Consider the following 24,358-nt stretch of genomic DNA (forward strand, 5'->3'; position numbering starts at 1 on the left):
AAGGGAGTTAACTGGCTGGTCTGCTGGTGATCCTGCGTACGTTCAGGACGTTGGCCAGGTAACGTTCTCCCGGCGCGGTCAGTTGCCACCAGATGCGCTGGTCGCCCGGCTTGCTGACTTTCTGCAAGAGTCCGAGAGACAGGAACTGCATCTTGATGGTGTTGAAGCACAGCGCCGTCACCTGGATATCCACAACCGCGTGGGTCTTGGGATACTCACGCTGAACCTCCTGCAAGGCACCGCTTTGCAGGCGTTCATTGATCTTGGAAAGGATGATGTCTTCGGGCTGGGGCTGCAACAGGTGAGGACCGAAACTCACCAGCAATTCATTCCATGATAGGCGGCTCTTCGCGTATATATCTTGACAATTGCCGCCAGCGTAGGCGCGGCACTTGTACTGGACTTCGAAGGGATCTTCGCCCTTGGCCAGGTTCTCGCTGCTGAGGGCATTGCCCTTCAGCCATTTCTCCCGCTCCTGTTCCAGCTCCAGCACACGCTTGCGCAGGCTTTCATTTTCCTTTTGCAGGTCTAGGGTCTTATCGGCGCCCTGCTTGCCTACCCGCACCCATCCGGAGGTCGGGTGCTTGCGGATCAGTTCCGGGGTGAACTGTTGCAACAGCATTTCCAGATCACGGGCGTCGCGCCAGTACAGGATCGATTCGCGCTCGCGTTGCAGCAGCTTGCGGAAATCACCGAACTTGAGGCGGCCTTCCGGGGTTTTTTCCTGGAATTCCGCCGGACGGCTGTCAGGGTTCTCGTGCATCAGGATCAGCATCGGCTTCTGCTTGGTCGCCGCGTAGACATATTCCATGTGCGTGTAACTGACGCCGGATGGCATCAGGGAGCCGTAGCGGCTGCCCAGCAGCAACAGGTAATAATCGCTTTCATCAATCTGGCGGCGAATGGCCACCATGGTGCCCAGACTCTGGTTGTGCTGCTCAAGCGCCGTCGGCAAGCAGTGCAATGCTGGCAATGTTTGCGTGATAACGGCTCGCTCTTCCCGCAAGTCAGAGAAGGTGGCACTGATGAAGACCTGGTAGCGCTTGTCTGTCACTGGCAGTCATTCCTGAATTATTTACACAGGCGATGGCGGAATTCGGCCAATCGACCCGAATGGGTATAGTAGTTTTCGCCAGACAATACCACTCGAGGCAGTCATTGACCAGCCTGACCGGGTGCGGCCAGGCGATTTTGATGCTCCAAGCAGATTGAAAAACGATCCATAACGATTTGAAAACAGTGAAATTCTTCACATTTTCAGTAAAAAATCAACTCAGCGTGACAAATTGTGCCGAAACAGGACGGCCAAAGAAACGTGATGCCGGTTGATTGAACAAGTCGGTGCTGTCCGTGGTCAGGAATGTCAGTGATCCCTGACGCGTCAGTCGCGAGTCCATGCCCGGATGCCGTTCCAGGTAATCCGCCAGGCTGTCGGCAACCAGTTGACCCTGGCTTAGCAGCGTGACGTGCGAAGGCAGATATTGCCGGATTTTTTCGGCCAGCAAGGGATAGTGGGTACAGCCCAGGATGACGGTGTCAATGTCGGCGCATTGCCGCATCAGGGCATCCACGTGGCGCTTCACGAAATAGTCAGCGCCAGGGCTGTTGTACTCCCCGTTTTCCACGAGCGGCACCCACATCGGACAGGCCTCCTGGAAAACCTGAATTTGCGGGTACAGCTTGGCGATTTCCAGCAAATAGGATTCGGATTTGACCGTGCCTGAAGTGGCCAGAACCCCGATGCGGTTGCTGAGGCTGACCCGGCCGATGGCTTCGGCGCTGGGGCGGATGACGCCCAGCACCCGGCGATCGGGATCAATCGCTGGGAGATCGTATTGCTGGATGGTGCGCAACGCCTTGGCTGAGGCCGTATTGCAGGCCAGGACAACCAGCTGGCACCCCTGATCAAACAGGTATTGCACGCATTCCAGCGTGAAACGGTAGACGGTCTCAAAGGAACGGGTGCCATAGGGCGCGCGGGCGTTATCGCCCAGATAAAGGTAGTCGTACTCCGGCAGGGTCTGCACCAGCTCCCGAAGAATCGTCAGGCCGCCAAATCCGGAATCAAATACCCCGATCGGGCCGGGCGCTGAGGAAAGTGTCATGGGGGGGTTCCAACGGGACAAGTCCGGTCATCATAGCCCAGGGCCGGTTTGGCTGGCAAAATCGCGGGCATAAAAAAACCGGCCTGCAGGGACCGGTTTTTTTGTATCTGGAGCGGGAAACGAGACTCGAACTCGCGACCCCGACCTTGGCAAGGTCGTGCTCTACCAACTGAGCTATTCCCGCAAATCTTTAAAATCTAAAGAAGATTTGTTGGGTGCTATTCTAGTTATACGCACAGCACTGTCAAGCTGTGCGTATAACCGGTTGCCGGTATTTTCAGCATTCGGCTTTACTGACGGCGCCAGCTGGTGCCCTGACGGGTGTCTTCCAGCACGATATCCATTTCCAGCAGGTAGGCGCGGATCCGATCCGCTTCGGCGTAATTACCCTCCTTCTTGGCGATACGGCGGTCTTCAATCAGGGTTTCGATATCTTCGGGGAGAAGTCCGTGTTCCGATTTGCCTTGCAGGAACTTGTGCGGATCATCCTGCAGCAGGCCCAGAACAGCGGCCAGTTCGCGCAGCCGTCCGGCCAGACCCGCAGCGACCTGCGGCTGGCCGGCCTTTTCGGAGCGGTTGATTTCGCGGGCCAGATCGAACAGAACCGCCAAAGCTTCCGGGGTATTGAAGTCATCGTTCATGGCGATGCGGAAGCGCTCCGCGTATTCCTTGCCCCCTTCCGCTTCAGCCACCGGCAGATTCTTGATGGTGTGATAGAAGCGTTCCAGTGAACTGCGCGCCTGATTCAGGGCGTCATCCGAAAAATTCAGCGGACTGCGGTAGTGGCTGGAGACAATGAAGTAACGCAGCACTTCCGCCGGAAAATGCTGCAGCACATCGCGGATGGTGAAGAAGTTGCCCAGGGACTTCGACATCTTTTCGTCGTTGACCTGGACAAAGCCGACGTGCATCCAGGTGTTGACATATTTCACGCCGGTTGCGCCTTCCGATTGTGCAATTTCGTTTTCATGGTGGGGAAACTGCAGGTCGCCGCCGCCGCCGTGAATGTCGAAATGCTTGCCGAGGCAGCAGGTGGACATGGCCGAGCATTCGATATGCCAGCCGGGACGGCCGTTGCCCCACGGAGAGGCCCAGAACGGTTCCCCGGCTTTGGCGGCCTTCCACAAAACGAAATCCAGCGGCGAGCGCTTGGCTTCCTCCACTTCAACGCGGGCGCCGGATTGCAGGTCGTCCAGGTTGCGGCGGGAAAGACGGCCGTAACTCGGAAATTTGGCGACCTCGAAATAAACGTCACCGTTATCGGCGCTGTAAGCCAGTCCGTTGTCGACCAGCTGTTCCACCATGTCGATAATATCCGGCACATGCGCGGTTGCCCGCGGCTCCATGTCCGGCTTGGCGACGCCCAGTGCGGCGGCGTCTTCATCCATGGCGTCGATAAAACGCTGGGTCAAGGCCTCAATGGATTCGCCGTTTTCCTGGGCGCGCTTGATGATCTTGTCGTCAATGTCGGTAATGTTTCTAACATAATCAACATGATATCCGGAGTTTCTCAAGTGCCGCGTGATGACATCGAAGGAAACCAGCACCCGGGCGTGGCCAATATGGCAGTAATCGTAAACCGTCATGCCGCAGACATACATGCGGACGTGTCCGGCGTGAATCGGCCGGAATTCTTCCTTTTGACGGGTTTCGGTGTTGAAAATCATTAACATGCTGTTACTTCCGGAGGTTGCCTTGACCCAGTTGCGCGAATTATAGATGAGAGCCGTGCAGCGGTACTACCATCCACGATAAGGCTGGGTGATAATTGTCGGCTTGCAAGCAGGAAATACATGAATATGTCCGGGTTTAATTTCGTGGCGGCGGGTTTGCGGGTCATCGAGGTTGAAATGGCTGCGCTGGAGATCCTCAAGCCGCAGATCAATGAACAGTTTCGCCGCGCATGTGAGCTGATGCTGGCCTGCAAGGGGCGGATTGTCGTCACCGGCATGGGCAAGTCCGGGCATATCGGCAGCAAGATCGCCGCCACTCTCGCCTCGACCGGCACGCCTGCTTTCTTCGTGCATCCCGGCGAAGCCAGCCATGGCGATCTGGGCATGATCACGGGTCAGGACGTGGTGATCGCCATTTCCAACTCCGGTGAAACCGGAGAAGTGCTGACCATTGTTCCGCTCATCAAACGCATGCATGCCCGCCTGATCAGCATCACGGCAAACGGCAATTCCAGCCTGTCGCAGCTGGCCGATGTCAGTCTGGAGATTGGACGTAGCGAGGAAGCCTGTTCGCTGGGGCTGGCGCCGACTTCCAGTACAACCGCCACGCTGGTGCTGGGCGACGCCCTCGCCGTCGCCCTGCTGGAGGCCCGCGGATTCACGGCGGAAGACTTCGCCCTCTCCCATCCCGGCGGCTCACTGGGCCGCAAGCTGCTTCTCAAGGTTTCCGACCTGATGCACAAGGGCGACGGCGTGCCGTTGGTGGCTGAGGACACCCGGATCCGCGACGCCCTGCTGGAAATGACCCGCAAGGGGCTGGGCATGACCGCTGTGGTCGATGCGGACGGCCGTCTGAGCGGGATTTACACGGACGGCGACTTGCGCCGTTGTCTGGATCGGGATACCGATATCCGCAATATCCTGATTCGCGAAGTCATGAACGCCACGCCCAAGACCATCACGCCGAACTTGCTGGCGGTCGAGGCGGTGGCGCTGATGGAAGAAAAGAAAATCAACGGCGTGATTGTGGTCGACGCGGACGGCAGGCCTGTCGGCGCGCTCAACATGCATGACCTGCTGAAAGCCGGGGTGGTCTGATGCTGTCTGTACGTATTACTGAAAAAGCGCGCCATGTGCGTCTGTTGGCGCTGGATGTGGATGGCGTCCTGACAGACGGCCGCTTGTATTTCACGGAAGACGGTCAGGAAATCAAGACCTTCGATACCCAGGACGGCCACGGCATCAAGCTGCTGCAGCAGGCGGGAGTCCAGTGCGCCATCATTACCGGCCGTACGACCCGTTTGGTCGAGCGTCGCGCCGGGAACCTGGGCATCACCTTGCTCTTGCAAGGCCGTGAAGACAAGCTGGTGGCCCTGCGGGAATTATCCGCCCAACTGGATATCCCCCTGGACGAAATGGCCTATGTCGGTGATGACTGGCCGGATCTGCCCGCGATTCGCGCCGCCGGACTGGGCGTCGCCGTGGCGAACGCCCATCGCGAGGTGCGTCGTTATGCCGACTTCGTGACCCTGGCCGGCGGCGGTCGCGGCGCGGTACGCGAGATCTGCGACCTGATCCTGGAGGCTCAGGGTCGGTATGAAGAGGCGCTGGCCCCTTATCTGGAGTAGGCTCATGGATATCCGCAATGTCGTCAGCCTTTCCGCGGGCTTTCTGCTGCTGGGCGCGGTTGGTTACTACTGGGGCGGTTTCGGGAAATCACCATTGTCCGTAGCGCATGTAAGCGCAACCGGACTGCCGGACTATGAGGTGACAGGCATAGAAGGAGTCCGTACGAATCAATCCGGTCAGGTGGTCGAGCTTTTTTCGGCGCAATCCATCCGTCATTATCCCGAGAGTGACCGCAGTGAAATACGCAGGCCCGTCATGCGTTTTTTTGAGGATGGAAACGAGCGCTGGGAGCTTCGCGCCGCCCAGGCGGTCGGGTTGAACGACAATCGCAATATTTCACTGAACGGCAAGGTTCAGGCCGAAACGCTGGGCGAAGGCCAATCCGTCAGTCTGGAGACGGATATGCTCGAGGTTGACCGTGACGAACAAGTCCTGCGCACCGATTCCGCGGTGGCGATACGCAGCGGCAACAACATCCTGGATAGTCTGGGCCTTCATGTGGATATTCGCGGGCGGATTCTGGAACTGCCGGCACAAGTCAGGGGAATCTATGTACTTCCGTCACATTAGCCTGCTGTTGCTGCTGGGCGTTGCCGCGCCTGCGTTGGCATTGCCGGGGGATCGCGATCAGCCGATCAGCGTTTCGGCGGACAAGGCCAGCTTCAATGAAAAAACCGGTACGGCGCTATACAGCGGCAATATTGTCATTCAGCAAGGCACCATCCGTATTGCCGCGGACGAACTGGTGGTCACTACCGACGCCAAGGGCACGGTGATTACGGCGGTGGCGCGGGGCAACCCCGCAACGTTTGAGCAGAAAACCCGGCCCGAGTACGGTCCGGCTGTTGCCGAGGCTCAGGAAGTGATCTATCAGGCGGTGGAAGGCTTCCTGACGTTCAATGGCAAGGCCAAGCTGAAGCAGGAAGGCGCCAGTTTCCAGGGGGCAAGCATCAGCTACAGTCTGGAGCGTGGTGAAATCGAGGCCAAGGGCGACAAGCAGAACCGTGTCCAGTTGGTCTTTCCACCTCCGCCGCGTGAAAGCCGCATCAGCAAAAAACTGGGAGACAGCGCGCCATGATGGTGCTGAAAGCGGAAAAGCTGGCCAAGAGCTATAAAGGCCGTGCTGTCGTCAAGGATGTCAGCCTGGCGGTCGAGCAAGCGCAGATTGTCGGTTTGCTGGGCCCCAACGGCGCAGGTAAAACCACCAGTTTTTACATGATCGTCGGGCTGGTGCCGATGGATGAAGGCCGGATCTCGCTGGGTGGCGAAGATATTTCCCTGCTCTCGATGCATGGCCGGGCGCGCAAGGGCATTGGCTACCTGCCCCAGGAGGCATCGATCTTCCGCAAGCTGACGGTCGAAGAAAACATCATGGCGATCCTGCAGACCCGGAAGGATCTGACCAAGGCGCAGCGGCAGCAAAAAATGGAAGATTTGCTGGCGGAATTTCATATTACCCATATCCGTAAAAGCCTGGGGATGAGCCTGTCAGGCGGCGAGCGCCGCCGCGCCGAGATCGCGCGCGCGCTGGCGGCCGAGCCTGCGTTCATTCTGCTGGATGAGCCGTTTGCCGGGGTGGATCCGATCTCGGTATCGGACATCAAGGGCATCATCACGCATCTGAAGCAGCGCGGTATCGGCGTACTCATTACCGATCACAATGTGCGCGAGACGCTGGATATCTGCGAGCGCGCGTACATCGTCAACAGCGGCGTCATGATCGCCGAAGGCTCGCCGCAGGAAGTGCTGGCGAATGAAGTCGTCCGCAAAGTCTATCTCGGTGATAAATTCACGCTTTAGGAATTCCTATGTCCGCCCGCCAGGCCAGTCTGCGCTTCATCCTGTTCACGGTGTTTCTGGATGTTCTTGGCATTGGCCTGATGATTCCCGTTTTGCCGACGCTGGTGGGCTCCATGGCGCACTCGCCCGACTCGCAGGCGGCCTGGTTCGGGGCGCTGGCTACCACCTATGGCGTCATGCAGTTTCTGTTTTCCCCCTTGCTGGGCGCCCTGAGTGATCGCTATGGCCGTCGTCCGGTGTTGCTGCTGTCCATGGCGGGCCTGGGGTTCAGTTATGTCGTCAGCGCCCTCACGACGTCGCTCACCTTGCTGCTGATGTCGCGCTTGGTCAGCGGCGCGACCGGGGCCAGTTTCTCGGTTGCCAACGCCTATGTCGCCGATATCACCCCGGCGGACAAGCGCGGCAAGGCATTCGGTGCGATCGGCGCGGCTTTCGGCGTCGGTTTTGTCTTCGGACCGGTAGTGGGCGGGATGCTGGGTTCGGTGGATTTGCGTCTGCCCTTTGTGGTGTCGGCCTGTCTGTCGTTGGCAAATGTGCTTTACGGCTGGCTGGTATTGCCGGAATCGCTGCCTCCCGAACGCCGTTCGCCGCTGACGTTCAAGCGTGTAAACCCCTTGGGAGCGTTGAATCATCTGGCGGAGTTAAAGGGAGTTTCCGCGCTGGTGGCGGTCTTTGTCCTGTCTTCTTTTGCGCAATTCATCCTGCAAAACACCTGGGTGCTTTACACCGAGTTCCGGTTTCACTGGAAGCCGTGGCAAAACGGGCTGGCGCTGTTTGTGGTGGGCATGATGTCCGCCGTGGTGCAGGGCGTATTGATGGGGAAGTTGCTGCGCCGGTTTGGCGAGCATCGCCTGATCATGCTGGGATTGGGATCGTCGGCCCTGGCCTATCTTTGTTACGGCCTGATTACCCGTGATTTGCTGCTTTATCCGGTCATTCTGGCCAATTTCCTGTCTTTCGCCGTCACACCGTCCCTGCAAGCCCTGATCTCGCGTGCCGCCGCCGCCAATGAGCAAGGCGTGGTTCAAGGTTCATTGAACGGGTTGAACAGTATTGTCATCGTGTTGGCCCCCCTGGTCGGGACCACCATTCTGGCCAAGGTCGGGCATCTGGGTTCGGGAGATTGGCGCATCGGCGCCACCTTCTTCCTGTGTTCGGCCTTGCAGTTGATCGCTCTGGCGGTAGCCGCGCGACATTTTCGGCGAGGACAACCGGCAAACTGAGTCATGATCCGGCCGCCACTCCCTGCGGCCGGCCGGATCATTCGGTTATACCGTTGCAGCGAGTCGGGCGCCCTGCCCGATAGCCCGCTTCGCATCCAGTTCGGCGGCCACATCCGCGCCGCCAATCAGATGCACGGTTTTCCCCATGCCTGCCAGCGCCGCCTGCAATTCACGCTGGGGTTCCTGTCCGGCGCAAATGACAATGGAGTCGGCAGGCAGAACGCGATCCTCGCCGTTGACGCGGATATGCAGCCCCTCGTCGTCTATCTTGCGGTACTCGACACCTGTCACCATCTGTACCTGCTTTTTCAGCAGGGCCTCGCGATGAATCCAGCCGGTGGTTTTGCCCGGGCCGATAATCTTCTTGGCCTTGCGCTGCAGCAGCCAAACCTGATGCGGGCTGGGGCTGACCGAGGACTGGATGCCTTCAATGCCGCTGCGGGCCACCAGATTCATATCAATGCCCCACTCCTTGCAGAATTCCCGGATATCCAGGCTGGACGGAACGTGGCTGTGGTCATGCACCAGATACTCGGCGGTATCCATGCCGATACCGCCCGCGCCGACAATCGCCACGCGCTTGCCGACCGGCTTCTTGTCGCGGAGCACATCGAGATAGCTCATCACCTTGGGATGATCTAGGCCGGGAATATCCAGTTTGCGCGGGATAATCCCGGTCGCCAGCACCACTTCATCAAAATCCTTCACGTCGTCAGCGCCGACACGTTTGCCCAACGCCAGCTTGACGCCATGCTTGGTGAGCATCGCTCCGAAGTAACGCAGGGTCTCGTTGAACTCTTCCTTGCCCGGAACCTGCTTGGCGATGTTGAACTGGCCGCCGATCTTGGTGTCGGCATCGAACAGCGTGACCTGATGGCCGCGCTCCGCCGCCACCGTGGCGAAGGAAAGCCCCGCCGGACCGGCGCCGATGACAGCGATGTTTTTCGGCTTATCGGTCTTCACGTAGATCAGCTGGTCTTCGTAGCAAGCCTGCGGATTGACCAGGCAGGTGGATTGAAGGAGCTGGAAGGTATGATCCAGGCAAGCCTGATTACAGCCGATGCAGGTATTGACCTCTTCCTCATGATTGGCGGCTGCTTTCTTTACCCAGTCGGGATCGGCCAGCATCGGACGCGCCATCGAAATCATGTCGGCATCGCCGCGGGCAATGATGTCCTCGGCATGGGACGGCATGTTGATGCGATTGGAGGCGGAAACCGGAATGTTCACCGCCTCCTTGACCTTGCGGGTCACCCAGGTGAACGCTCCGCGCGGCACCATGGTGGCAATGGTGGGAATCTTGGCTTCGTGCCAGCCGATACCGGTGTTGATGATGTTGACGCCGGCCTTTTCCACTTCCTGGGCCAGGGTGATGACTTCATCAAAGGTCTGGCCGTCCGGCACCAGATCCAACATGGACAGGCGGTAGACCAGAATGAATTTCTCGCCGACGCGGGCGCGGATGCCGCGGATCAGCTCCAGCGGAAAGCGCATGCGGCGCTGGAAGTCGCCACCCCATTCATCATCGCGTTCGTTGCCGCGCGTGGTCAGGAACTGGTTGATCAGGTAGCCTTCCGAGCCCATGATTTCGATGCCGTCATAACCTGCATGTTGCGCCAGGGCGGCGGAATTGACCCAGCTTTCCAGTTCGCTTTCGATCATTTCCGCCGTCATTTTTTGCGGCGGAAAAGGATATATCGGAGAGGGCTTGCCGGAGGGCGAAACGTTCATCGGGTGGTAGGACTGGCGACCAGCATGCAGTGTCTGCATGCAAATGCGACCGCCGGCATCATGTACCGCCCGGGTGATGACGCTATGCTTTTTCGCTTCGTCTTCGTTGGTCATCTTGCACATGCCGGGACCCAGCACGCCCAGCTCCGATACGCCGATGCCGCCCGTAATGATGAGACCGACGCCACCTTCCGCACGGCGGGCGAAAAAGGCCGCCTGGCGCTCGGGCGGAAACTCCTCAAGGCCGGTATGCATGGAGCCCATGATCACGCGGTTGGGCAGGGTCACAAAGCCCAGGTCAAGGGGTTGGAGCAGGTGCGGGAATTGCGACATCGGAAACCTCGGCAAGCGCTTGTTCGGGTTGTCCGACAATATCCGCATCGACCCGGATAGACAAGGGGGAAACCTGCACAACAGGTTCGCATTCCATTCGCGTTCGGCAAACGCGCTGCCCAAGGGTCAACAGGGATGTTTACAGCTCAACAGCATCATCCACGTAGTAGTCACAATCGTCGGCCAGAATCAGCTCGTCATTCAGCTGCTCTTCACGCCATTCCATAATTTCCATCACTTTTTCCTCTGGTTGGTTGACAGGTATATCTAAATCTTTAGCAATGAACATGCCATGACAGTATTGAGGCAAAATTGTGAATGCGAATGAAAGCCTGGCGGTACGGGTTTGATTGACGCCGATTGTCCCCGTGGATTAGCGTGTGGTGATTAACGAGAGGAAATAGGTTTATGAAAACCGTAATTGTGAAAGAAGACCATAGCCTGGCGGATATTCTGGACAGCTTGCAAAACGGGGCGGGCCAACCGGGGCGTGACGCCCTTTACGCCATTTTTCCCGGAGTAAAAGTGTTTCTGGCGGCGCCGGCGTTGCCGGAGGCGTGGCTCAAGGAGGCCGGCGGCCAGGCATCGGCTGACCTGAAGGTGCCTTTCATTTCCGCGACCGCAAAAGATGGCAGTCGGGCGTTGGTGACTTTTTGCGATGAGGCATCACTGAAGCAGGCGTTGCCGGACCTTTTTGCCGTGGGGATGACGGGTGCGCAGGTGGTCAGGATAGTGCAGGAGCAGGGATTGGACGCCATCATGGTGCGGCGCGGGGATTTCTGGGCGGCGATACCCAAGACGGATCTGCCGCAATTGATAAAGACAGCTGTCTGAGGCAGCTGGCGGGGGCGGATGGGATGCCTCCGCCCTTTCAATCTAGCGACCGAACACCAGACGGACGTTCAGGCCCTTTTCTGATTGTTCGAAGTGCACTTCCTGCGACTTTACCCCCTGCCGCTCCAGCATATCCATCCACGCGGCCACCTTGGCGAAATCGGCTCCTTCCAGCCATACCCGCACCCGGTTGCCGTCCGGCTCGAAACGCTGCATGGTGATTCCCTGACCCGCCGCCGCGCTGCTGACGATGTCCAGGACGGACAAGGTGCCTCCGGCCAGCCCGCCGCCCGATAACTGTGGGGCCAGGCTTTGCAGCCAGGACAGCGTGGCCTGTTCCTGAACCGCCTGATCTTCCGCCTTGTTCGCGGCGCGATGCAGCTTGAGGCCGCCCAGTCCGATGACAGAAACCATGAGGAATACTCCCATGGCAATCAGCGCCAGACGATCACGGGGCGGTAACCCGTCCAGGTATTTTTGAATGTCATTAAGCATGGTCAGGTGTTCTCACTGATGCGCAGGCGGCCGCGAATGCCGCCTCCCTGGCTGTTGGCGCTCAGGGTTTCGCTGTTTACCCCTTGGGCGTTCAACTGCTGGCGTAATTGGTCAAGCTCACTCAGACTGAGGGCGTCAACTTCCAGCAACAGGCCGTTTTCATCGAAGTCGATGCGGCGTGTTTGCCAGCTGCCTTTGTTCAAAACCTCGCCCACCCGTGTCATCAAGGGCATAAATCCGGCTTTGTGGCGCTCGCGCTCAGCCAGGTGTTCCTCGATTTGCCGCCTCAGGTTGACGATACGGGGCTCTTCGGGGAACCAGGTCTTGTAAAGTTGGGCGGACTCAGCCTTGCTTCGGGCTTCCAGTTTGTGGAAATGCCCCAGGCGCAGTCCGTCATACATCAGCTGCACGCCAATGGCGGTCGCCAGAAAAATGGCGGCGTAGCGCCAGTGACCGGAGAGCGAGGTCGCGGTCTTGACAGCGTGTTCCCCTTGCAGGAAGTTGAAGGGGTGACGGTTGTTCAACTGCGCCAGTTCTTCGGTCCATTCCAGATGCGGAAGGCGCTCCACGACAAGCGCCTCACCCTTTTCGGCCAACCAGCTTTCAATTTCGCCGGGCAGGTCGCCATAGACTCTTACCGAGGACGGCGCACCTTCCAGCCAGGCGGCATGCAACAGGCTGACCGCATTGACGGCCTCCAGGCGTATGCCGCTGAAAGCCGACAGTCGGACCCAGCAATCCAGCGCATCCACGACCAGCGACCAACCATCAGGGTTATGGGGAACCAGAAAAATATCGGGAATTGCGGCGACCAGCCGGCAGTTGGCGGCCTTGAACGGTTCCAGCAGGGACAGCAGTTGCGATTGATCAATGGCGGCGACTTGTACCTGCGTATCACTGACCGGATGGAAGACGCCATGCAACTTCTCGACCGGCGTCAGCGACTGGTCTTCCAGCATGTACAAGACTTCTTCTTCACCAATCTGGCGAAGTTGCTGCCGGGAGACAGGCAATGTCGCCATGAGGCAGGCCGTGGTGGGAGTCAGCAGCACTACTTGCCGCCCGTCGGCCCCGCCCGACATCAGGGACTCAAGATCCGATTCGGTGAGCGGAATGATGCCGGCGGCCTTATGCAACCAGCCTTGCCAGCGGCCGCCCAATGAAGCAATGCGAATAAACAGGGTTTCCATCACGGGTTATCTTTCTTGTTGGCTGTTTCGGTGGTTGTGGCAACGGTCCACTGGCGGCTCCAGTCCCGGTCCAGCGTGCGGATGCCGGACTCCGTCCGCATCAGCCGGGCGGAGAGCACGCGCCGCTTTCCATCAATTTCGGCTTCGGCCCGGACCTCAAAAAAACGCGACCGGACATCCAGCAGTTTGGTCAGCGCCTGCCGGTCATCACTCGATAAAGCGCTGAAGCCGGGAAGCTGCAGGAAACGTTCGACACTGCCGTAGCCGTCCGAGGGGCGCTCCTTCACCATCTCCTTGGCCATGTTGAAACTGATACTATCACTTAATGACGCTATCAGCATCGGGTCGGCCGTGTTGATGTTAATGGCGGTATTGGCGGGCAAGGCGCATACATAGGGAGCGATTTTCCGGATGACTTCCGGGGTGTAGCCTCGCAGCAGGGCCAGCTCCGAAGTGCTGACCATGGCCCGGTTTGCCGTGCGGTAAGCGGGTTTGAGCCGCAGATACCAATCTTCCTCCGCGCCCTCGCTGTCATAGGGCAGACTGTCGGGGTCCAGCCAGTCGATCAGCGGCGATGCCAGTCCCGGAGAAACGCCGACCTGCGCCAGCAAACGCTGGTAAACCTTCAGGGCGGTCGGGTTGACCTGATTGTCCTGCCACAGGCTGTTGACATTGAAGCGGCCTTGCAGGTCATCCAGCTTGGCCTGCACGGCCCCGCCCTCCACCGGAAATGGCGGAACACGCCGCGCCCAATCCTCGCCCAAGGCATCCTGCGACGGATTCTTTTGCTTGTCGCGATCCGTATCGTCCTGTAATACCGTTCTCGCCAGGGTTTCCGCTCCCAGGGTGTAGAGATAGGCCTGATCCTGGGTAAAGACGCTGGATGACCGCTGCAACAGCGATTGCTGGGCCTTGATCATGGATACGGCCAGCATGCTGGCCATGGCAACGACCAGGAGTACGGTCAGCAATGCCACTCCTTGCTGGTTCTCAGCTGCCTTGGGCATCGGATCCGGCCTCCTGGTTATCGGGCATGCGGAAGACCCGGCGGATTTCTCCCCAGGGCTTGATGTTCAGGATCATTTCCACGCCCACGGGCATCTCGCGCAGGGGAGCATCGCTGTTGGCGCCGCCGTTAGCGGCGTTAGAACTGTTTTGCTGAAGCGGCCAATCGGTCTCGATCTGCCCGCTGGCGGCCACAACCCGTATCTGAAGGCTTTGCACGTGGTCAGCCAGCAGACTTTGGTTGGGCTCCATGCCTCGTTCGCGATCAAGCTGTGACCAGGCCAGCCGCCACAATTCGCCCTTGGTATTCAGTTCATAACGGATACGTTGCAATTCACTGCGGCTGGATTGCATGGGGTTTGGCCAGCCCTGCCGGGAAAACTCCAGGCTGTTGTTGCTGAGCTTGAGAGCGGGTTCGGCATCACCGAAATCGTTTCGTACCGGCCTGCCGATGGCCTGGGAAATATCCCGGTTCAGAACCGTGAAAACCTTTTGCAGATGAATCAGGTTACTGTCGTGTTCCCGGGCGGCATCGCGCGTTGAGATGGTCGTCGCCAACAAGCGATAGCTGCCAATGCCCAGCATGGCGAAAATGGCCACGGCAACCAGTAATTCCAGCAGCGTAAAACCCCGTGACCGTATAGCCATCAACTCCCGCCTCCGGTCTTGGGCCGTTCCAGAAAACCGGTCAGACTCGTTAATACCGGCATTGGCCGGGTACTGTCATCGGAAGCCTCGCTGACCGTGACTTCAATGCGCCGCATGGCGGCGGCGGTTGTGGGAGAGGTTTTGACAGCGACATCCCACTGCCTGCCCGCCATCGGCGACCGGCTGCGCACTTCCCCTGCTTCAGGCCAGGCCTGACGCATCTGCATTTCGGTAATCTGATTGAGGGCGACCCAATGTGCAAAGGTCTTGTCCTCAATTTGCCGGCTCAGGGTCAGTTGGGATTCGCTGATGCTCATCAGCGAGACGGCGGCGACGGCGAAGACCGCCAGGGCGACCAGGACTTCGAGGAGCGTGAACCCGGATTGACGGCGGATCATGGTTTTGCTCCGGCTTCCGGGTTGCGTTTCAGGTTGCCGATATCGTCAAGTTGCAGCACTTCCGTCGGGACTTTGTCGGCGGAAACGCGTATTTGGGCCGGGGTGGATTCTCCGCTGGAAAGCAGCAGGACCTGTGGTTTCAGCGTGCCCTTCTTGTCGCCGTCCTTGACGGGGATGGCGGGTGCGGGGGCGCCGTTCTCTCGCCGCACTTCCGCCGGCGTGATTTCAACCCGGATCTCGGCCGGCATGTGATAGTCCCGGAAAGCCTCATTCGGGCTGGGCATCCATTGCTGGCTGGCGTCATCGTATTCCAGAAACGTGTAGCCATCATCCGTGCTTGTCAGACCGATTTGCAGGTTGTCGCTGACGGCGGTGTCCTGAGCCAGGCTGATGGCTTCTTCCAGACGGTCTGCTTCGCCCACAACCAGACGCGCCGGATCGGAAGGACTGGCCGCCATCAATACCAGACCGCTGACAATCCCGATCAGCAATACAACCAGAAGCACCTCGATCAGGGTGAAACCCCGGGAGGGTATGGCCGGGAATGCCGGACTTCCGCGGGAAGCAGTCAACGTTGGCGACTCATTTCTGGTAGATGTCGGCGTTTTCGCCTTCTCCGCCTTCCTGGCCATCCGGGCCGAAGGAATAGATGTCATATTTCTTGCCGCCATGGCCCGGGGAGACATACTGGAACGGATTGTCCCAGGCATCGTTAGGCAGGCTCTTCAGGTATCCGCCGTCCGGGAAAACCTTGGCCGAAGCGGGCTTGGTGACCAGTGCTTCCAACCCTTCCTGCGTGGTCGGATATTTATGGTTGTCGAGCCGGTACATCTCAAGGGCGTTGGCGATACTGGCCAGACTGGACTTGGTGGTGGTGATCCGGGCCTGTTCATCCTTACCGATCACGTTGGGGACAATCACCGCCGCCAGAATGCCCAGGATGACGACAACGACCATGACTTCGATCAGGGTGAAACCGCGTTGCAAAGACGACATAGCTAACCTCGAATATCCGTGCCGGAACCGTGTTCCGGTCTGAACGGAGTTGTTGATTCAGTGAACCAGGTTGTTCATGCTGACAATGGGCAGCATGATGGCAAGTACGATCATCAGCACTACGCCGGCCATGACCAGCAGCATCATCGGCTCAAACAGGCCGACGAGTGTAGTGATCAGTGATGACAGTTCCTTTTCCTGCATCGTCGCCGAGCGACCCAGCATTTCATCCAGCTCGCCGCCGGTTTCCCCGCTGCGCAGCATCTGCACCATCATGGGCGGGAAGTATCCGCATTTTTCGATGGAGTGACTGAGGCTGCCGCCTTCGGTAACCTTGATGGCGGCCTCCTTGATGGCGTCACGGATCAGCCAGTTGCTGCTGACGGATGCTGAAATGTGCAGGCCTTCGACCAAGGGTACGCCGCTTTTGCTGAGAATGCTGAGCGTACTGGCAAAACGGGCCGAGTTGGCTCCCTTGACCATCCGGCCGACCAGCGGCAGTTTCAGCAACAGGCGATCAAGCGCATACCGGCCGCGATCGGTCTTGACGAAACGTTTGCCCAACCACCCGCCGATGATCATCAACACCAGCAGGTAGGGCCCGGCGCTCTTGACGCCATTACTGAGTGAAATCAGGCCACGGGTCAACGCGGGCAGTTCGTGGTGGGAATTCTTGAAGACCTTGACAATATCCGGCACGACATAAGCCAGCAGTCCGACCACAATCAGGATGGCCAGCGTGGTCAGGATGACCGGATAAATCATGGCGCCCTGAATCTGTTTCTGCGTGGTGTACCGGCTTTCGGTGTAGTCGGCCAGCTGTTGCAGCACCAGGTCCAGATGGCCCGATTTTTCACCGGCGGAAACCGTAGCCCGGTAGAGATCGGGAAAGGCCCGTGGAAAACCGGCCATGCTCTGCGCCAGAGGGTAGCCTTCCAGCACCTTGCCGCGCACGGCCAGCAGCAGGCTTTGGGTCGCGGGCTTTTCCGTCTGCCGGGCAACGGCCTTGAGCGTTTCTTCAAGGGGAATGCCGGCCTGGATCAATGTTGCCAACTGACGGGTTACCAGCGCCAGCTCGTAGGCGCCCAGCCCCTTGCGGGACTGCATCAGCCCGGTTTTTTCCTCACGGGTCTGTTCATTGGCGGCGGGCTCGACGGAAACCGGCAGCCAACCCTTGTCCCGGATCTGCTGGCGGATCTGGCGGGCGCTGTCGCCGTCGAGGACGCCCTTCTGCCGGCGCCCTTCCGTATCTACCGCGATAAAATCAAAAGCGGGCATCGTTCATCACCCTTCCCGCGTGGCGCGCAGAACTTCTTCCAGCGTCGTGACGCCCATGATCGCCTTGCGCAGGCCGTCCGCCCGGATGCTGGGCCCCATGGTGCGGGCGTGTGCCTCCAGTTCGTGTTCCCCGGCGTGGCTGTGGATGAGCCGGCGCATCTTGTCATCCACCACCATCAATTCATAAATGCCGACGCGGCCGCGATAGCCGCTGAAGTTGCACTTGTCGCAGCCGACCGCCCGATAAATCGTCGGCGGATGGTCAGGGTTGACGCCCATCAGACCGCATTCTTCGGCATCGGCTGTCACGGCCTGGCGGCAGTGCGTGCATAGGACGCGGACCAGCCGCTGCGCCAGCGCACCCAGCAGCGAGGACGACAGCAGGAACGGTTCGATCCCCATGTCCTGCAGACGCGTGACCGCGCCGACCGCCGAGTTGGTGTGCAGGGTGGACAAGACCAAGTGACCGGTCAGCGAGGCTTGCACGGCGATTTCAGCCGTTTCGATATCGCGGATTTCGCCCACCATCACGACATCCGGATCCTGACGGAGCATGGCGCGCAGGCCGCGGGCGAAGGTCATGTCGACCTTGGCGTTGACCTGCGTCTGGCCAATACCTTCCAGCTGATACTCAATCGGATCTTCAACCGTCAGGATATTCCGGCTTTGGTCATTCAGTTCGGTCAAGGCGGCATAAAGGGTGGTGGTTTTGCCGGACCCTGTGGGGCCGGTCACCAGAATGATGCCGTGGGGTTTGTAGATCAGCTCGCGCAACCGCTTGTGATCGTGGCCCAGCAGGCCCAGATGGCCGATATCCAGCCGCCCGGCCTGTTTATCCAGCAAGCGCATGACCACCCGTTCGCCGTGGCTGGCTGGCATGGTCGAAACCCGAACGTCGACTTCCCGACCGGCCAGGCGCAGGGAGATGCGGCCGTCCTGGGGAACACGCTTCTCGGCAATGTCCATCTTGGCCATGACCTTGATCCGGGAAACCAGTAGCGGGGCCAGCTCGCGTCGGGGCTGGACGATCTCGCGCAGCTGTCCGTCCACGCGCATCCGCACGGACAAGCGTTTTTCGAATGATTCCACGTGGATGTCGGAGGCGTTGAGACGGATAGCCTCGCTGAGCATGGCGTTGATGAGCCGGATGATCGGAGCATCATCCTCCTGCTCCATCAGGTCTTCGGTTTCCGGGACCGACTCCGCCAGGCTTTCCAGGTCGGGGTGATCCTCCAGACCGGCGGCTACTTGCTGCGACTCACCGCCGTCGCCCTGATAGGCGCCTGCCAGACGGGTATTGAAATCATTGGCGCTGACGGTTTCATAACTGAAGGCGGTGCCCAGCGCGCGGCGGATTTCCATCAGGCTGGCGGGACGGGCATCCTCGCGCACCAGCAGGGTGGGAGGCTGGTCGGGCTGGTTTACCAGCAGTACACCGTGACGTTTGGCAAAGCTGTAGGGTAATTGACCCTGACGTGACATGGCTTCGTTCTCATAGTTTTACGACATGCGCAGCACTCAAGCATACTGGATGAAGCCTGCGCGCCTCAATCGGGGGATCGTGGCTTTTTGTTGGGGGAACCGGCAAACGGCCTTGTTTTTTCGGTCGGCATGCGTAGTCTTGGCCGAAATCGGTTGCAGGTGTATGACGTGGAACATCCATTCTGGTGGGGCGAGTTCGATTTTGAGCCGGATGAGTCGCGTTTATGGCGTTTGGCCGGGCTGGATGTGCGCATTACCCGCAGTGATTCGGAATGGGTGATCGAAACCCTGAGGTCGTCCTCCCAGCATGAAGATGTCCAGGACTGGGAGCTGCAAGCGCCCTCGCCGACCCCGCTGGCCGGATCTTCGCCAAGTCGTTACCTGTTTACCCGGACCACGCCGCGGTTGCGCGTCCTGCCCTCGCTCGCCGACCGTTCGGTCGTCATCAAGCCGGTGACGCCGCTCTATATTCCCGCCGGTCAGTCCGCCACGCTTTTTGTCAGCACGCCGGTCTGGCTGCAGATTCGTCATGACGCCGGTACCGTGCCGCTGCTGGATCTGCCGGTGATCCGTCCCAGCGACACCTGGTTTGGCCCAACGCCGGCGCAGGGCCGCTTGTGCTACTCCACCAAGGTGTTCGGCCGGACGGACCTGGGGCAACTGCCGGTGCGTCCGTTTCGCGCCATGACCCCGGTGGCCATTTCCAATGATTCGCCGGAAACCATGCAGGTGGAGCGCTTGTGCATGCCGGTGCCTTCGCTGGATATTTACAGCGCGACAGATGGCCGGTTATGGACGCCGGGCCTGTTGGTGGACCGTTTGCCCGGCAGTCGCCAGATACGGGTGCGGCTGGATACGCGCATGCATGAGGCGGCCGGCGTGGTGCGCCTGTTAAGCCGCGCCCGGGAACATGATGCGGATACACTGTCGCGCATGTTTGAGCATTTCCTCGGTTGATCGTTTGCCGGTTTGAAATAAAAAGGTGCCTGCCGTCATGGCTGTCAAAGAAACATTTCTGGATCGCCTGATCAACTTGCCGGTGAGTGACCGCACCGAAGGTTTCATCATTGGCGGCATACTGCTGGTTTTGGGATACCTGCTGGCCTGGCTGGCGACCAGCGCTTTTGTGCGCACCATGCGTTTCCGTCTGACGGCGCATCAGTTGCTGGTCTGGCGGCGCGGCATTTTTTATTTTCTCTTCCTGCTGTTCGCCATTTCGGCGCTGCATGAAATGGGCTTCCGGATCAGCGTCCTGTTGGGGGCTGCGGGCGTATTTACTGTTGCCATCGGCTTTGCGTCACAGACCTCCGCGTCGAACCTGATCAGCGGTTTGTTCCTGATTGGCGAGGGCTCTTTTTCGGTCGGCGATACCATCCAGGTGGGCGCGACCCAGGGCGAGGTCATGTCGATTGACCTGTTATCCGTGAAATTACGGACGCCGGACAATGTGTTTGTGCGCATTCCCAACGAATCCTTGATCAAGTCGGAGCTTCGCAACCTGACCCGTTTTGCCATTCGCCGTATCCCGATTACGATCGGCGTGGCATATCGTGAAGATATCGGCAAGGTTCGCGGCGTGCTGCTGGCCCTGGCGGACCGCCATCCGCTGGTGCTGGACGAACCCGCGCCGCAGGTGACCATGCAGGCGTTCGCGCCCTCTTCCGTGGATCTGCAGTTCACTGTCTGGACGCGCAAGGAAACGTATTCCGATGTCCGCGACTCGATGCAGGAAGCGATCAAGCGGGCATTCGACGAACAGGGGATTGAAATCCCGTTCCCGCAGATCAGCATCAACAGCGGCGAAATGAATGCGCTCCCGGTCGTACTGCAAGAGTCCGGCAACCGAAAGACGACATAATCGCGCCCGAAATTACCGGGCCAAGGCTTAAATAGTTGATCGGTTTGGGCTAGACTTGGAAACCCGGCTTGAATAACTAGAAATTTACTGCCCTCCGGCAGTCCCAATTGTCGAGGACGACCATGTCGCAGCAAGATCCCGCGCTTGCCCAGCTTGAAAACCAGCTTGCGAGTCTTTCCAGACGCCGTTTCCTGAAATCCGGCCTGCTGCTTGGAACGACCGCCGCCTCTGCCCTGACATTCCCGGTTCGCGCTCTGGCCGATGATGCCCTGCCTATCGGCATCCATCATCTCAGCCTGCTGGAATACCGGGTTTTCGATCGCTTGCGCACCATTTTCCTGCCGACCCAGCGTTTTGAACAATTGCCAAGCACCACGACCGTTCCGGTGATGGAAAACCTGGACCGGATGGTGGGACGCCTGAATGGCGATACCCGTTTCCTGTTGTCGCTGGGTGCCCGGACGCTGGAATACGCGACTCTTTACAAAATGCGCCGCTTTTCCAGCCTGAATGATGAACAGGCCCTTAATCAGGTGCGCGCCTGGCAGTCCGGCATTTCTTTCCAGGGCGGACTCGTGGTATCCATGAAGACCCTGATGGGTATCGCTTACTGGCGCGATCCCCGCACCTGGGCGGCTCTGGATTATGACGGTCCCGTTTCCGCCAAATGGGGCATCCGTCGTCTGGGCAACCTGCCCCTGCCGCTGGAAACGGAAGCCGATCTGAACGTTTGATGGTCCCGATCAAGAAGGAACCGGAATAATATGATTTACAAAGAAATGCCCAAAGAAGGTCTGGATGTGATCCAGGCCCGCGATATCCGTAACAATGACGATATTGTGCTTAACGTCGACGTTGTGGTGGTTGGTTCGGGAACCGGCGGCGCGGTGATCGCCCATGAGTTGGCCGCCACAGGCAAAAGCGTGGTCATCCTTGAAGCGGGTAAATATATTCCCAGCAGCCAGTTCACTGAAGACATGGCCTGGTCGCTTGAAAATCTCTACAAGGACGTTGGCACCCAGACGAACACGATTGGCGATATGGTGGTGCTGGAAGGCAACTGCGTCGGCGGTTCGTCGGTGATTTCCGCTGCGATCGCCACCCGCGCTCCCGATTATGTGTTGCAGGACTGGGCCACGAAGCACGGCATTCCGGGGGTTTCTCCCGAAAATCTGGCTAAATATTATGAAAAAGTGGAAAAGCGGCTGCATGTCCACCTGAATGAACCGCACGAAATCAACGATACGGCCAACACCATCATTCGCGGTTGCGAGTCGCTGGGTTGGTCATGGCGACCGCAGTCCCGCAACGTGAAGCAATGCGCGTTGACAGGCCACTGCCTGGCGGGCTGCCCGTCTGACCGCAAGACCTCCATGCAGGTGAGTTATCTGCCCTGGGCGATTGCCGCCGGTGCGCGTCTTTATGCGGATACCTATGTCGAGCAGATCATTGTCCGTAACGGCCGCGCCGTTGGCGTGACAGGGGTCATCCGTGATCCGGACAATAACGACATTGTCTGTAATATCAAGGTCAACGCGCAGCTGGTGGTCTCGTCCGCCGGCGCTATCCAGACGCCCCTGCTGTTGCAGCGCAGTGGCTTACCGAACAAGAGCAACCAGCTTGGACGGAATCTGGCGCTCCACCCCGTCGTTGTCGTGCTGGGTAAGTTCCCTGTTCCGATTTATGGATTCCGGGGCGCTTTCGCTGGGATGCACGTCGATGAGTTCCTCTCCGAGGAAGAAGGCCGGATGCTGATGGAGTCCGGTCTGGCCGCGCCGGTGCAGCTGATGGCGCAGAATGAGCTGTCGATGGGTGTGGATCACATCCGCTTCATTGAAGAGTTCAAATATCTCTCCGCCCTGAACATTCTGGTTCCGGACAACAATCACGGTTTTGTGCACTGGAGCGGTCCGGTGCGCGGCGGTTCCCGCCGTATTGAATGGAACATGACCCGTGAAGAGTTCGAACAATTCAAGATCGGCCTGAAGCGCGCTGGACGGATCTTCTTTGCCGCCGGTGCGGAACGCGTTTACATGCCGACCTACCAGCGCACCCAGGTAACTTCGCTTGAAGAGCTGGATCAGGTGGTTGACTCAATCGATTATGGTTCGCTGGGCATTTTCTCGATGCGCCTGCTGTCGCTGAATGCCCAAGGCAGTTGCCGGATGGGTGCGGACAGCGCCACGGCGATTGTCGATCCCTATGGCGAAACCTACGAGATCAGCGGTCTGTTTGTTTCGGACGCAAGTATTCTGCCGTCCATTGTCGTGCAGCATCCGCTCCTGACTGTTGCGGCGATGGCGCATTATATTGCCGACAACATTATCCGCCGCTCGAACAGCTACTTCTGGAGCTGATTTGCGCGGCATAAAAAAACGGGAGCCAAGGCTCCCGTTTTTTTATGCCGCCGGTTTGCTTACTTCCACTGCTTCTCGGCCGCCATGACTGTTTGTGTCATCAGTGTGGCGATGGTCATCGGGCCGACGCCGCCGGGAACCGGGGTAAAAGCGCTGATCCTGTCTCCCAGCGCTGACAACTGGATGTCGCCGACGCCGCCGGTATGGTAGCCGGCATCAACGACCACGGCGCCATCCTTGATCCATTCCGCCTTGATGAACTCGGGTTTGCCGACAGCCCCGACAATGATGTCGGCCTGCCGGACATGGTCGGCCAGATTGCGGGTGCGCGAATGGCAGACCGTGACGGTGGCGTCCGCCGCCAGCAACATTAGCGCCATCGGCTTGCCCAGAATGGGGCTGCGGCCCACCACCACGGCATGTTTGCCGGACATCTCGATGCCATAGTGCTTGAGGATGGTCATGATGCCCTGCGGTGTGGCCGATCCGTAGGCCGGTTCGCCCATGCTCATCCGCCCGAAGCCCAGACAGGTTACACCGTCCACGTCCTTCTCGATGGAGATGGCATCAAAGCATTGACGCTCATCAATCTGATGCGGGACCGGGTGTTGCAGCAGGATCCCCTGCACCAGCGGATCGTTATTCAGTTCCTGGATGCGGGCCAGCAGTTCTTCCGTGGTAGTGGTGGATGGCATGACCACCGAGAGCGAGTCCATACCCACGCGACGGCAGGCATTGCCCTTCATTTTGACGTAGGTAGCGGACGACGGATCGTCACCAACCAGAATGGTGGCGAGAATCGGCGTACGGCCGGTACGCTCCTTCAAGGCCGCTACGCGGGCGGACAAATCCTGTTCAACCAGAGTGGCCAGCTTTTTTCCGTCAAGAATGAGTGGTGACATGGGAGGTTCCTGAAATACAACCGGTTTCGGCAATGGGGGCGGATTGTCGCATAACCGGCCGTCAGGGGCCAAATCCTATGCAATTGATTGTTGAAAAAACGATTTTTTCTTGACGGGACAAAGAGGCGTTACTATTATTCACCGTCTCTTGGCTGGGTAGCAAAGAGGCCATGCAGCGGACTGCAACTCCGCGTACACCGGTTCGAATCCGGTCCCAGCCTCCACTTATTCTGCTGCGCCCCTCCTGCCTGGATGGTGAAATCGGTAGACACAAGGGACTTAAAATCCCTCGACGGGTGACCGTCGTGCCGGTTCGATTCCGGCTCCAGGCACCATCCGCCATCCCTGCCCTTTCCCTGATTCGCGCTTTCCAGCCCTTGTGAAGACTGGGCCGGCGTCCGCCTATGTAAATCCCTTTACG

At 59.0% G+C, this 24,358-nt stretch carries 25 protein-coding genes and 3 tRNA genes; 13 read left to right on the forward strand and 15 right to left on the reverse strand.

The window, feature by feature from the left end:
• Window positions 1–7 precede the first annotated feature (7 nt).
• The 4 genes from EV700_RS09800 to cysS all read right to left on the reverse strand — a co-directional run bounded on the left by EV700_RS09800 (window position 8) and on the right by cysS (window position 3,778).
• Window positions 8–1,054, reverse strand: a complete 1,047-nt coding sequence (locus EV700_RS09800) for a DUF4062 domain-containing protein (RefSeq protein ID WP_165391412.1) — start codon at window positions 1,052–1,054, stop codon at window positions 8–10.
• 214 nt (window positions 1,055–1,268) lie between these two features.
• Window positions 1,269–2,105, reverse strand: a complete 837-nt coding sequence (gene murI / locus EV700_RS09805; protein ID WP_130413227.1) for a glutamate racemase — start codon at window positions 2,103–2,105, stop codon at window positions 1,269–1,271.
• 108 nt (window positions 2,106–2,213) lie between these two features.
• Window positions 2,214–2,289: transfer RNA gene (locus tag EV700_RS09810), tRNA-Gly, on the reverse strand.
• 106 nt (window positions 2,290–2,395) lie between these two features.
• On the reverse strand, window positions 2,396–3,778 hold the full coding sequence (gene cysS, locus EV700_RS09815; RefSeq protein ID WP_130413229.1) for a cysteine--tRNA ligase: 1,383 nt from the start codon (window positions 3,776–3,778) through the stop codon (window positions 2,396–2,398).
• A gap of 126 nt (window positions 3,779–3,904) precedes the next feature.
• Here cysS and EV700_RS09820 point away from each other — a divergent pair, with 126 nt between their 5' ends.
• Genes EV700_RS09820 through EV700_RS09845 form a run of 6 tightly spaced genes read left to right on the forward strand, consistent with a single transcriptional unit; the run spans window position 3,905 to window position 8,430 of the window.
• Window positions 3,905–4,876 carry a KpsF/GutQ family sugar-phosphate isomerase gene (locus EV700_RS09820; protein ID WP_130413231.1) on the forward strand — a complete coding sequence of 324 codons (972 nt, stop codon included), beginning with the start codon at window positions 3,905–3,907 and terminating at the stop codon, window positions 4,874–4,876.
• A complete protein-coding gene (gene kdsC, locus EV700_RS09825) occupies window positions 4,876–5,406 on the forward strand; it encodes a 3-deoxy-manno-octulosonate-8-phosphatase KdsC (protein WP_242610236.1) in 531 nt (176 codons plus the stop codon). The genes EV700_RS09820 and kdsC overlap by 1 nt, the downstream gene beginning before the upstream one ends.
• A gap of 4 nt (window positions 5,407–5,410) precedes the next feature.
• On the forward strand, window positions 5,411–5,977 hold the full coding sequence (gene lptC / locus EV700_RS09830) for an LPS export ABC transporter periplasmic protein LptC (RefSeq protein ID WP_165391413.1): 567 nt from the start codon (window positions 5,411–5,413) through the stop codon (window positions 5,975–5,977).
• Window positions 5,958–6,485 (forward strand): lipopolysaccharide transport periplasmic protein LptA, encoded by a 528-nt coding sequence (gene lptA, locus EV700_RS09835; protein WP_165391414.1) that lies wholly within the window; start codon window positions 5,958–5,960, stop codon window positions 6,483–6,485. Before lptC ends, lptA begins: the two co-directional genes overlap by 20 nt.
• Window positions 6,482–7,207, forward strand: a complete 726-nt coding sequence (gene lptB / locus EV700_RS09840; RefSeq protein WP_130413237.1) for an LPS export ABC transporter ATP-binding protein — start codon at window positions 6,482–6,484, stop codon at window positions 7,205–7,207. The genes lptA and lptB overlap by 4 nt, the downstream gene beginning before the upstream one ends.
• Before the next feature lie 8 nt (window positions 7,208–7,215).
• Window positions 7,216–8,430, forward strand: coding sequence for a TCR/Tet family MFS transporter (locus EV700_RS09845; protein WP_130413239.1), 1,215 nt, complete (start codon window positions 7,216–7,218; stop codon window positions 8,428–8,430).
• A gap of 45 nt (window positions 8,431–8,475) precedes the next feature.
• Here EV700_RS09845 and EV700_RS09850 read toward each other — a convergent pair whose 3' ends face one another.
• Window positions 8,476–10,494, reverse strand: a complete 2,019-nt coding sequence (locus EV700_RS09850) for an NADPH-dependent 2,4-dienoyl-CoA reductase (RefSeq protein ID WP_130413241.1) — start codon at window positions 10,492–10,494, stop codon at window positions 8,476–8,478.
• Window positions 10,495–10,902: 408 nt separating this feature from the next.
• Between EV700_RS09850 and EV700_RS09855 the strand changes: the two genes are divergently transcribed.
• Window positions 10,903–11,328, forward strand: coding sequence for an SseB family protein (locus EV700_RS09855; RefSeq protein WP_130413243.1), 426 nt, complete (start codon window positions 10,903–10,905; stop codon window positions 11,326–11,328).
• Between the two features lie 42 nt (window positions 11,329–11,370).
• On the opposite strand, the gene gspM is transcribed toward EV700_RS09855, so the two are convergent.
• Genes gspM through gspE form a run of 9 tightly spaced genes read right to left on the reverse strand, consistent with a single transcriptional unit; the run spans window position 11,371 to window position 18,820 of the window.
• Window positions 11,371–11,823: a type II secretion system protein GspM gene (gene gspM, locus EV700_RS09860; protein ID WP_130413245.1), complete on the reverse strand. Its 453-nt coding sequence runs from the start codon at window positions 11,821–11,823 to the stop codon at window positions 11,371–11,373.
• 2 nt (window positions 11,824–11,825) lie between these two features.
• Window positions 11,826–13,013, reverse strand: a complete 1,188-nt coding sequence (gene gspL / locus EV700_RS09865) for a type II secretion system protein GspL (protein WP_130413247.1) — start codon at window positions 13,011–13,013, stop codon at window positions 11,826–11,828.
• Complete coding sequence (gene gspK, locus EV700_RS09870) at window positions 13,013–14,020, reverse strand: type II secretion system minor pseudopilin GspK (RefSeq protein ID WP_130413249.1); 1,008 nt, start codon at window positions 14,018–14,020, stop codon at window positions 13,013–13,015. Before gspK ends, gspL begins: the two co-directional genes overlap by 1 nt.
• On the reverse strand, window positions 14,004–14,666 hold the full coding sequence (gspJ, locus tag EV700_RS09875; RefSeq protein WP_130413251.1) for a type II secretion system minor pseudopilin GspJ: 663 nt from the start codon (window positions 14,664–14,666) through the stop codon (window positions 14,004–14,006). Before gspJ ends, gspK begins: the two co-directional genes overlap by 17 nt.
• Window positions 14,666–15,064 carry a type II secretion system minor pseudopilin GspI gene (gene gspI / locus EV700_RS09880; protein WP_130413253.1) on the reverse strand — a complete coding sequence of 133 codons (399 nt, stop codon included), beginning with the start codon at window positions 15,062–15,064 and terminating at the stop codon, window positions 14,666–14,668. Before gspI ends, gspJ begins: the two co-directional genes overlap by 1 nt.
• Window positions 15,061–15,636, reverse strand: coding sequence for a type II secretion system minor pseudopilin GspH (gspH, locus tag EV700_RS09885; protein ID WP_165391415.1), 576 nt, complete (start codon window positions 15,634–15,636; stop codon window positions 15,061–15,063). The genes gspI and gspH overlap by 4 nt, the downstream gene beginning before the upstream one ends.
• Window positions 15,637–15,646: 10 nt before the next feature.
• The gene (gspG, locus tag EV700_RS16925) at window positions 15,647–16,060 is read right to left on the reverse strand and encodes a type II secretion system major pseudopilin GspG (RefSeq protein ID WP_207224631.1); all 414 of its coding nucleotides are present in this window, start codon (window positions 16,058–16,060) and stop codon (window positions 15,647–15,649) included.
• A 57-nt stretch (window positions 16,061–16,117) separates the two neighbouring features.
• Window positions 16,118–17,338, reverse strand: a complete 1,221-nt coding sequence (gene gspF, locus EV700_RS09890; protein WP_207224632.1) for a type II secretion system inner membrane protein GspF — start codon at window positions 17,336–17,338, stop codon at window positions 16,118–16,120.
• A 6-nt stretch (window positions 17,339–17,344) separates the two neighbouring features.
• The gene (gspE, locus tag EV700_RS09895; RefSeq protein ID WP_130413257.1) at window positions 17,345–18,820 is read right to left on the reverse strand and encodes a type II secretion system ATPase GspE; all 1,476 of its coding nucleotides are present in this window, start codon (window positions 18,818–18,820) and stop codon (window positions 17,345–17,347) included.
• Window positions 18,821–18,988: 168 nt separating this feature from the next.
• On the opposite strand from gspE, the gene EV700_RS09900 reads away from it, so the two are divergent.
• The 4 genes from EV700_RS09900 to EV700_RS09915 all read left to right on the forward strand — a co-directional run bounded on the left by EV700_RS09900 (window position 18,989) and on the right by EV700_RS09915 (window position 23,035).
• The gene (locus EV700_RS09900; RefSeq protein WP_130413259.1) at window positions 18,989–19,777 is read left to right on the forward strand and encodes a hypothetical protein; all 789 of its coding nucleotides are present in this window, start codon (window positions 18,989–18,991) and stop codon (window positions 19,775–19,777) included.
• A gap of 37 nt (window positions 19,778–19,814) precedes the next feature.
• Window positions 19,815–20,678: a mechanosensitive ion channel family protein gene (locus EV700_RS09905; RefSeq protein ID WP_130413261.1), complete on the forward strand. Its 864-nt coding sequence runs from the start codon at window positions 19,815–19,817 to the stop codon at window positions 20,676–20,678.
• Window positions 20,679–20,800: 122 nt separating this feature from the next.
• Window positions 20,801–21,412: a transcriptional initiation protein Tat gene (locus tag EV700_RS09910; protein ID WP_130413263.1), complete on the forward strand. Its 612-nt coding sequence runs from the start codon at window positions 20,801–20,803 to the stop codon at window positions 21,410–21,412.
• A 30-nt stretch (window positions 21,413–21,442) separates the two neighbouring features.
• The gene (locus EV700_RS09915; protein ID WP_130413265.1) at window positions 21,443–23,035 is read left to right on the forward strand and encodes a GMC family oxidoreductase; all 1,593 of its coding nucleotides are present in this window, start codon (window positions 21,443–21,445) and stop codon (window positions 23,033–23,035) included.
• 59 nt (window positions 23,036–23,094) lie between these two features.
• Here the strand turns inward: EV700_RS09915 and folD are convergent, their stop codons facing one another.
• Complete coding sequence (folD, locus tag EV700_RS09920; protein ID WP_130413267.1) at window positions 23,095–23,937, reverse strand: bifunctional methylenetetrahydrofolate dehydrogenase/methenyltetrahydrofolate cyclohydrolase FolD; 843 nt, start codon at window positions 23,935–23,937, stop codon at window positions 23,095–23,097.
• Window positions 23,938–24,087: 150 nt separating this feature from the next.
• On the opposite strand from folD, the gene EV700_RS09925 reads away from it, so the two are divergent.
• A tRNA-Cys gene (locus EV700_RS09925) sits at window positions 24,088–24,161 on the forward strand.
• 22 nt (window positions 24,162–24,183) lie between these two features.
• Window positions 24,184–24,272 (forward strand) — tRNA-Leu (locus tag EV700_RS09930).
• Window positions 24,273–24,358: the final 86 nt, after the last annotated feature.

It is taken from the genome of Fluviicoccus keumensis (assembly GCF_004217445.1).
In the GTDB taxonomy this organism is placed as follows: domain Bacteria; phylum Pseudomonadota; class Gammaproteobacteria; order Pseudomonadales; family Moraxellaceae; genus Fluviicoccus; species Fluviicoccus keumensis.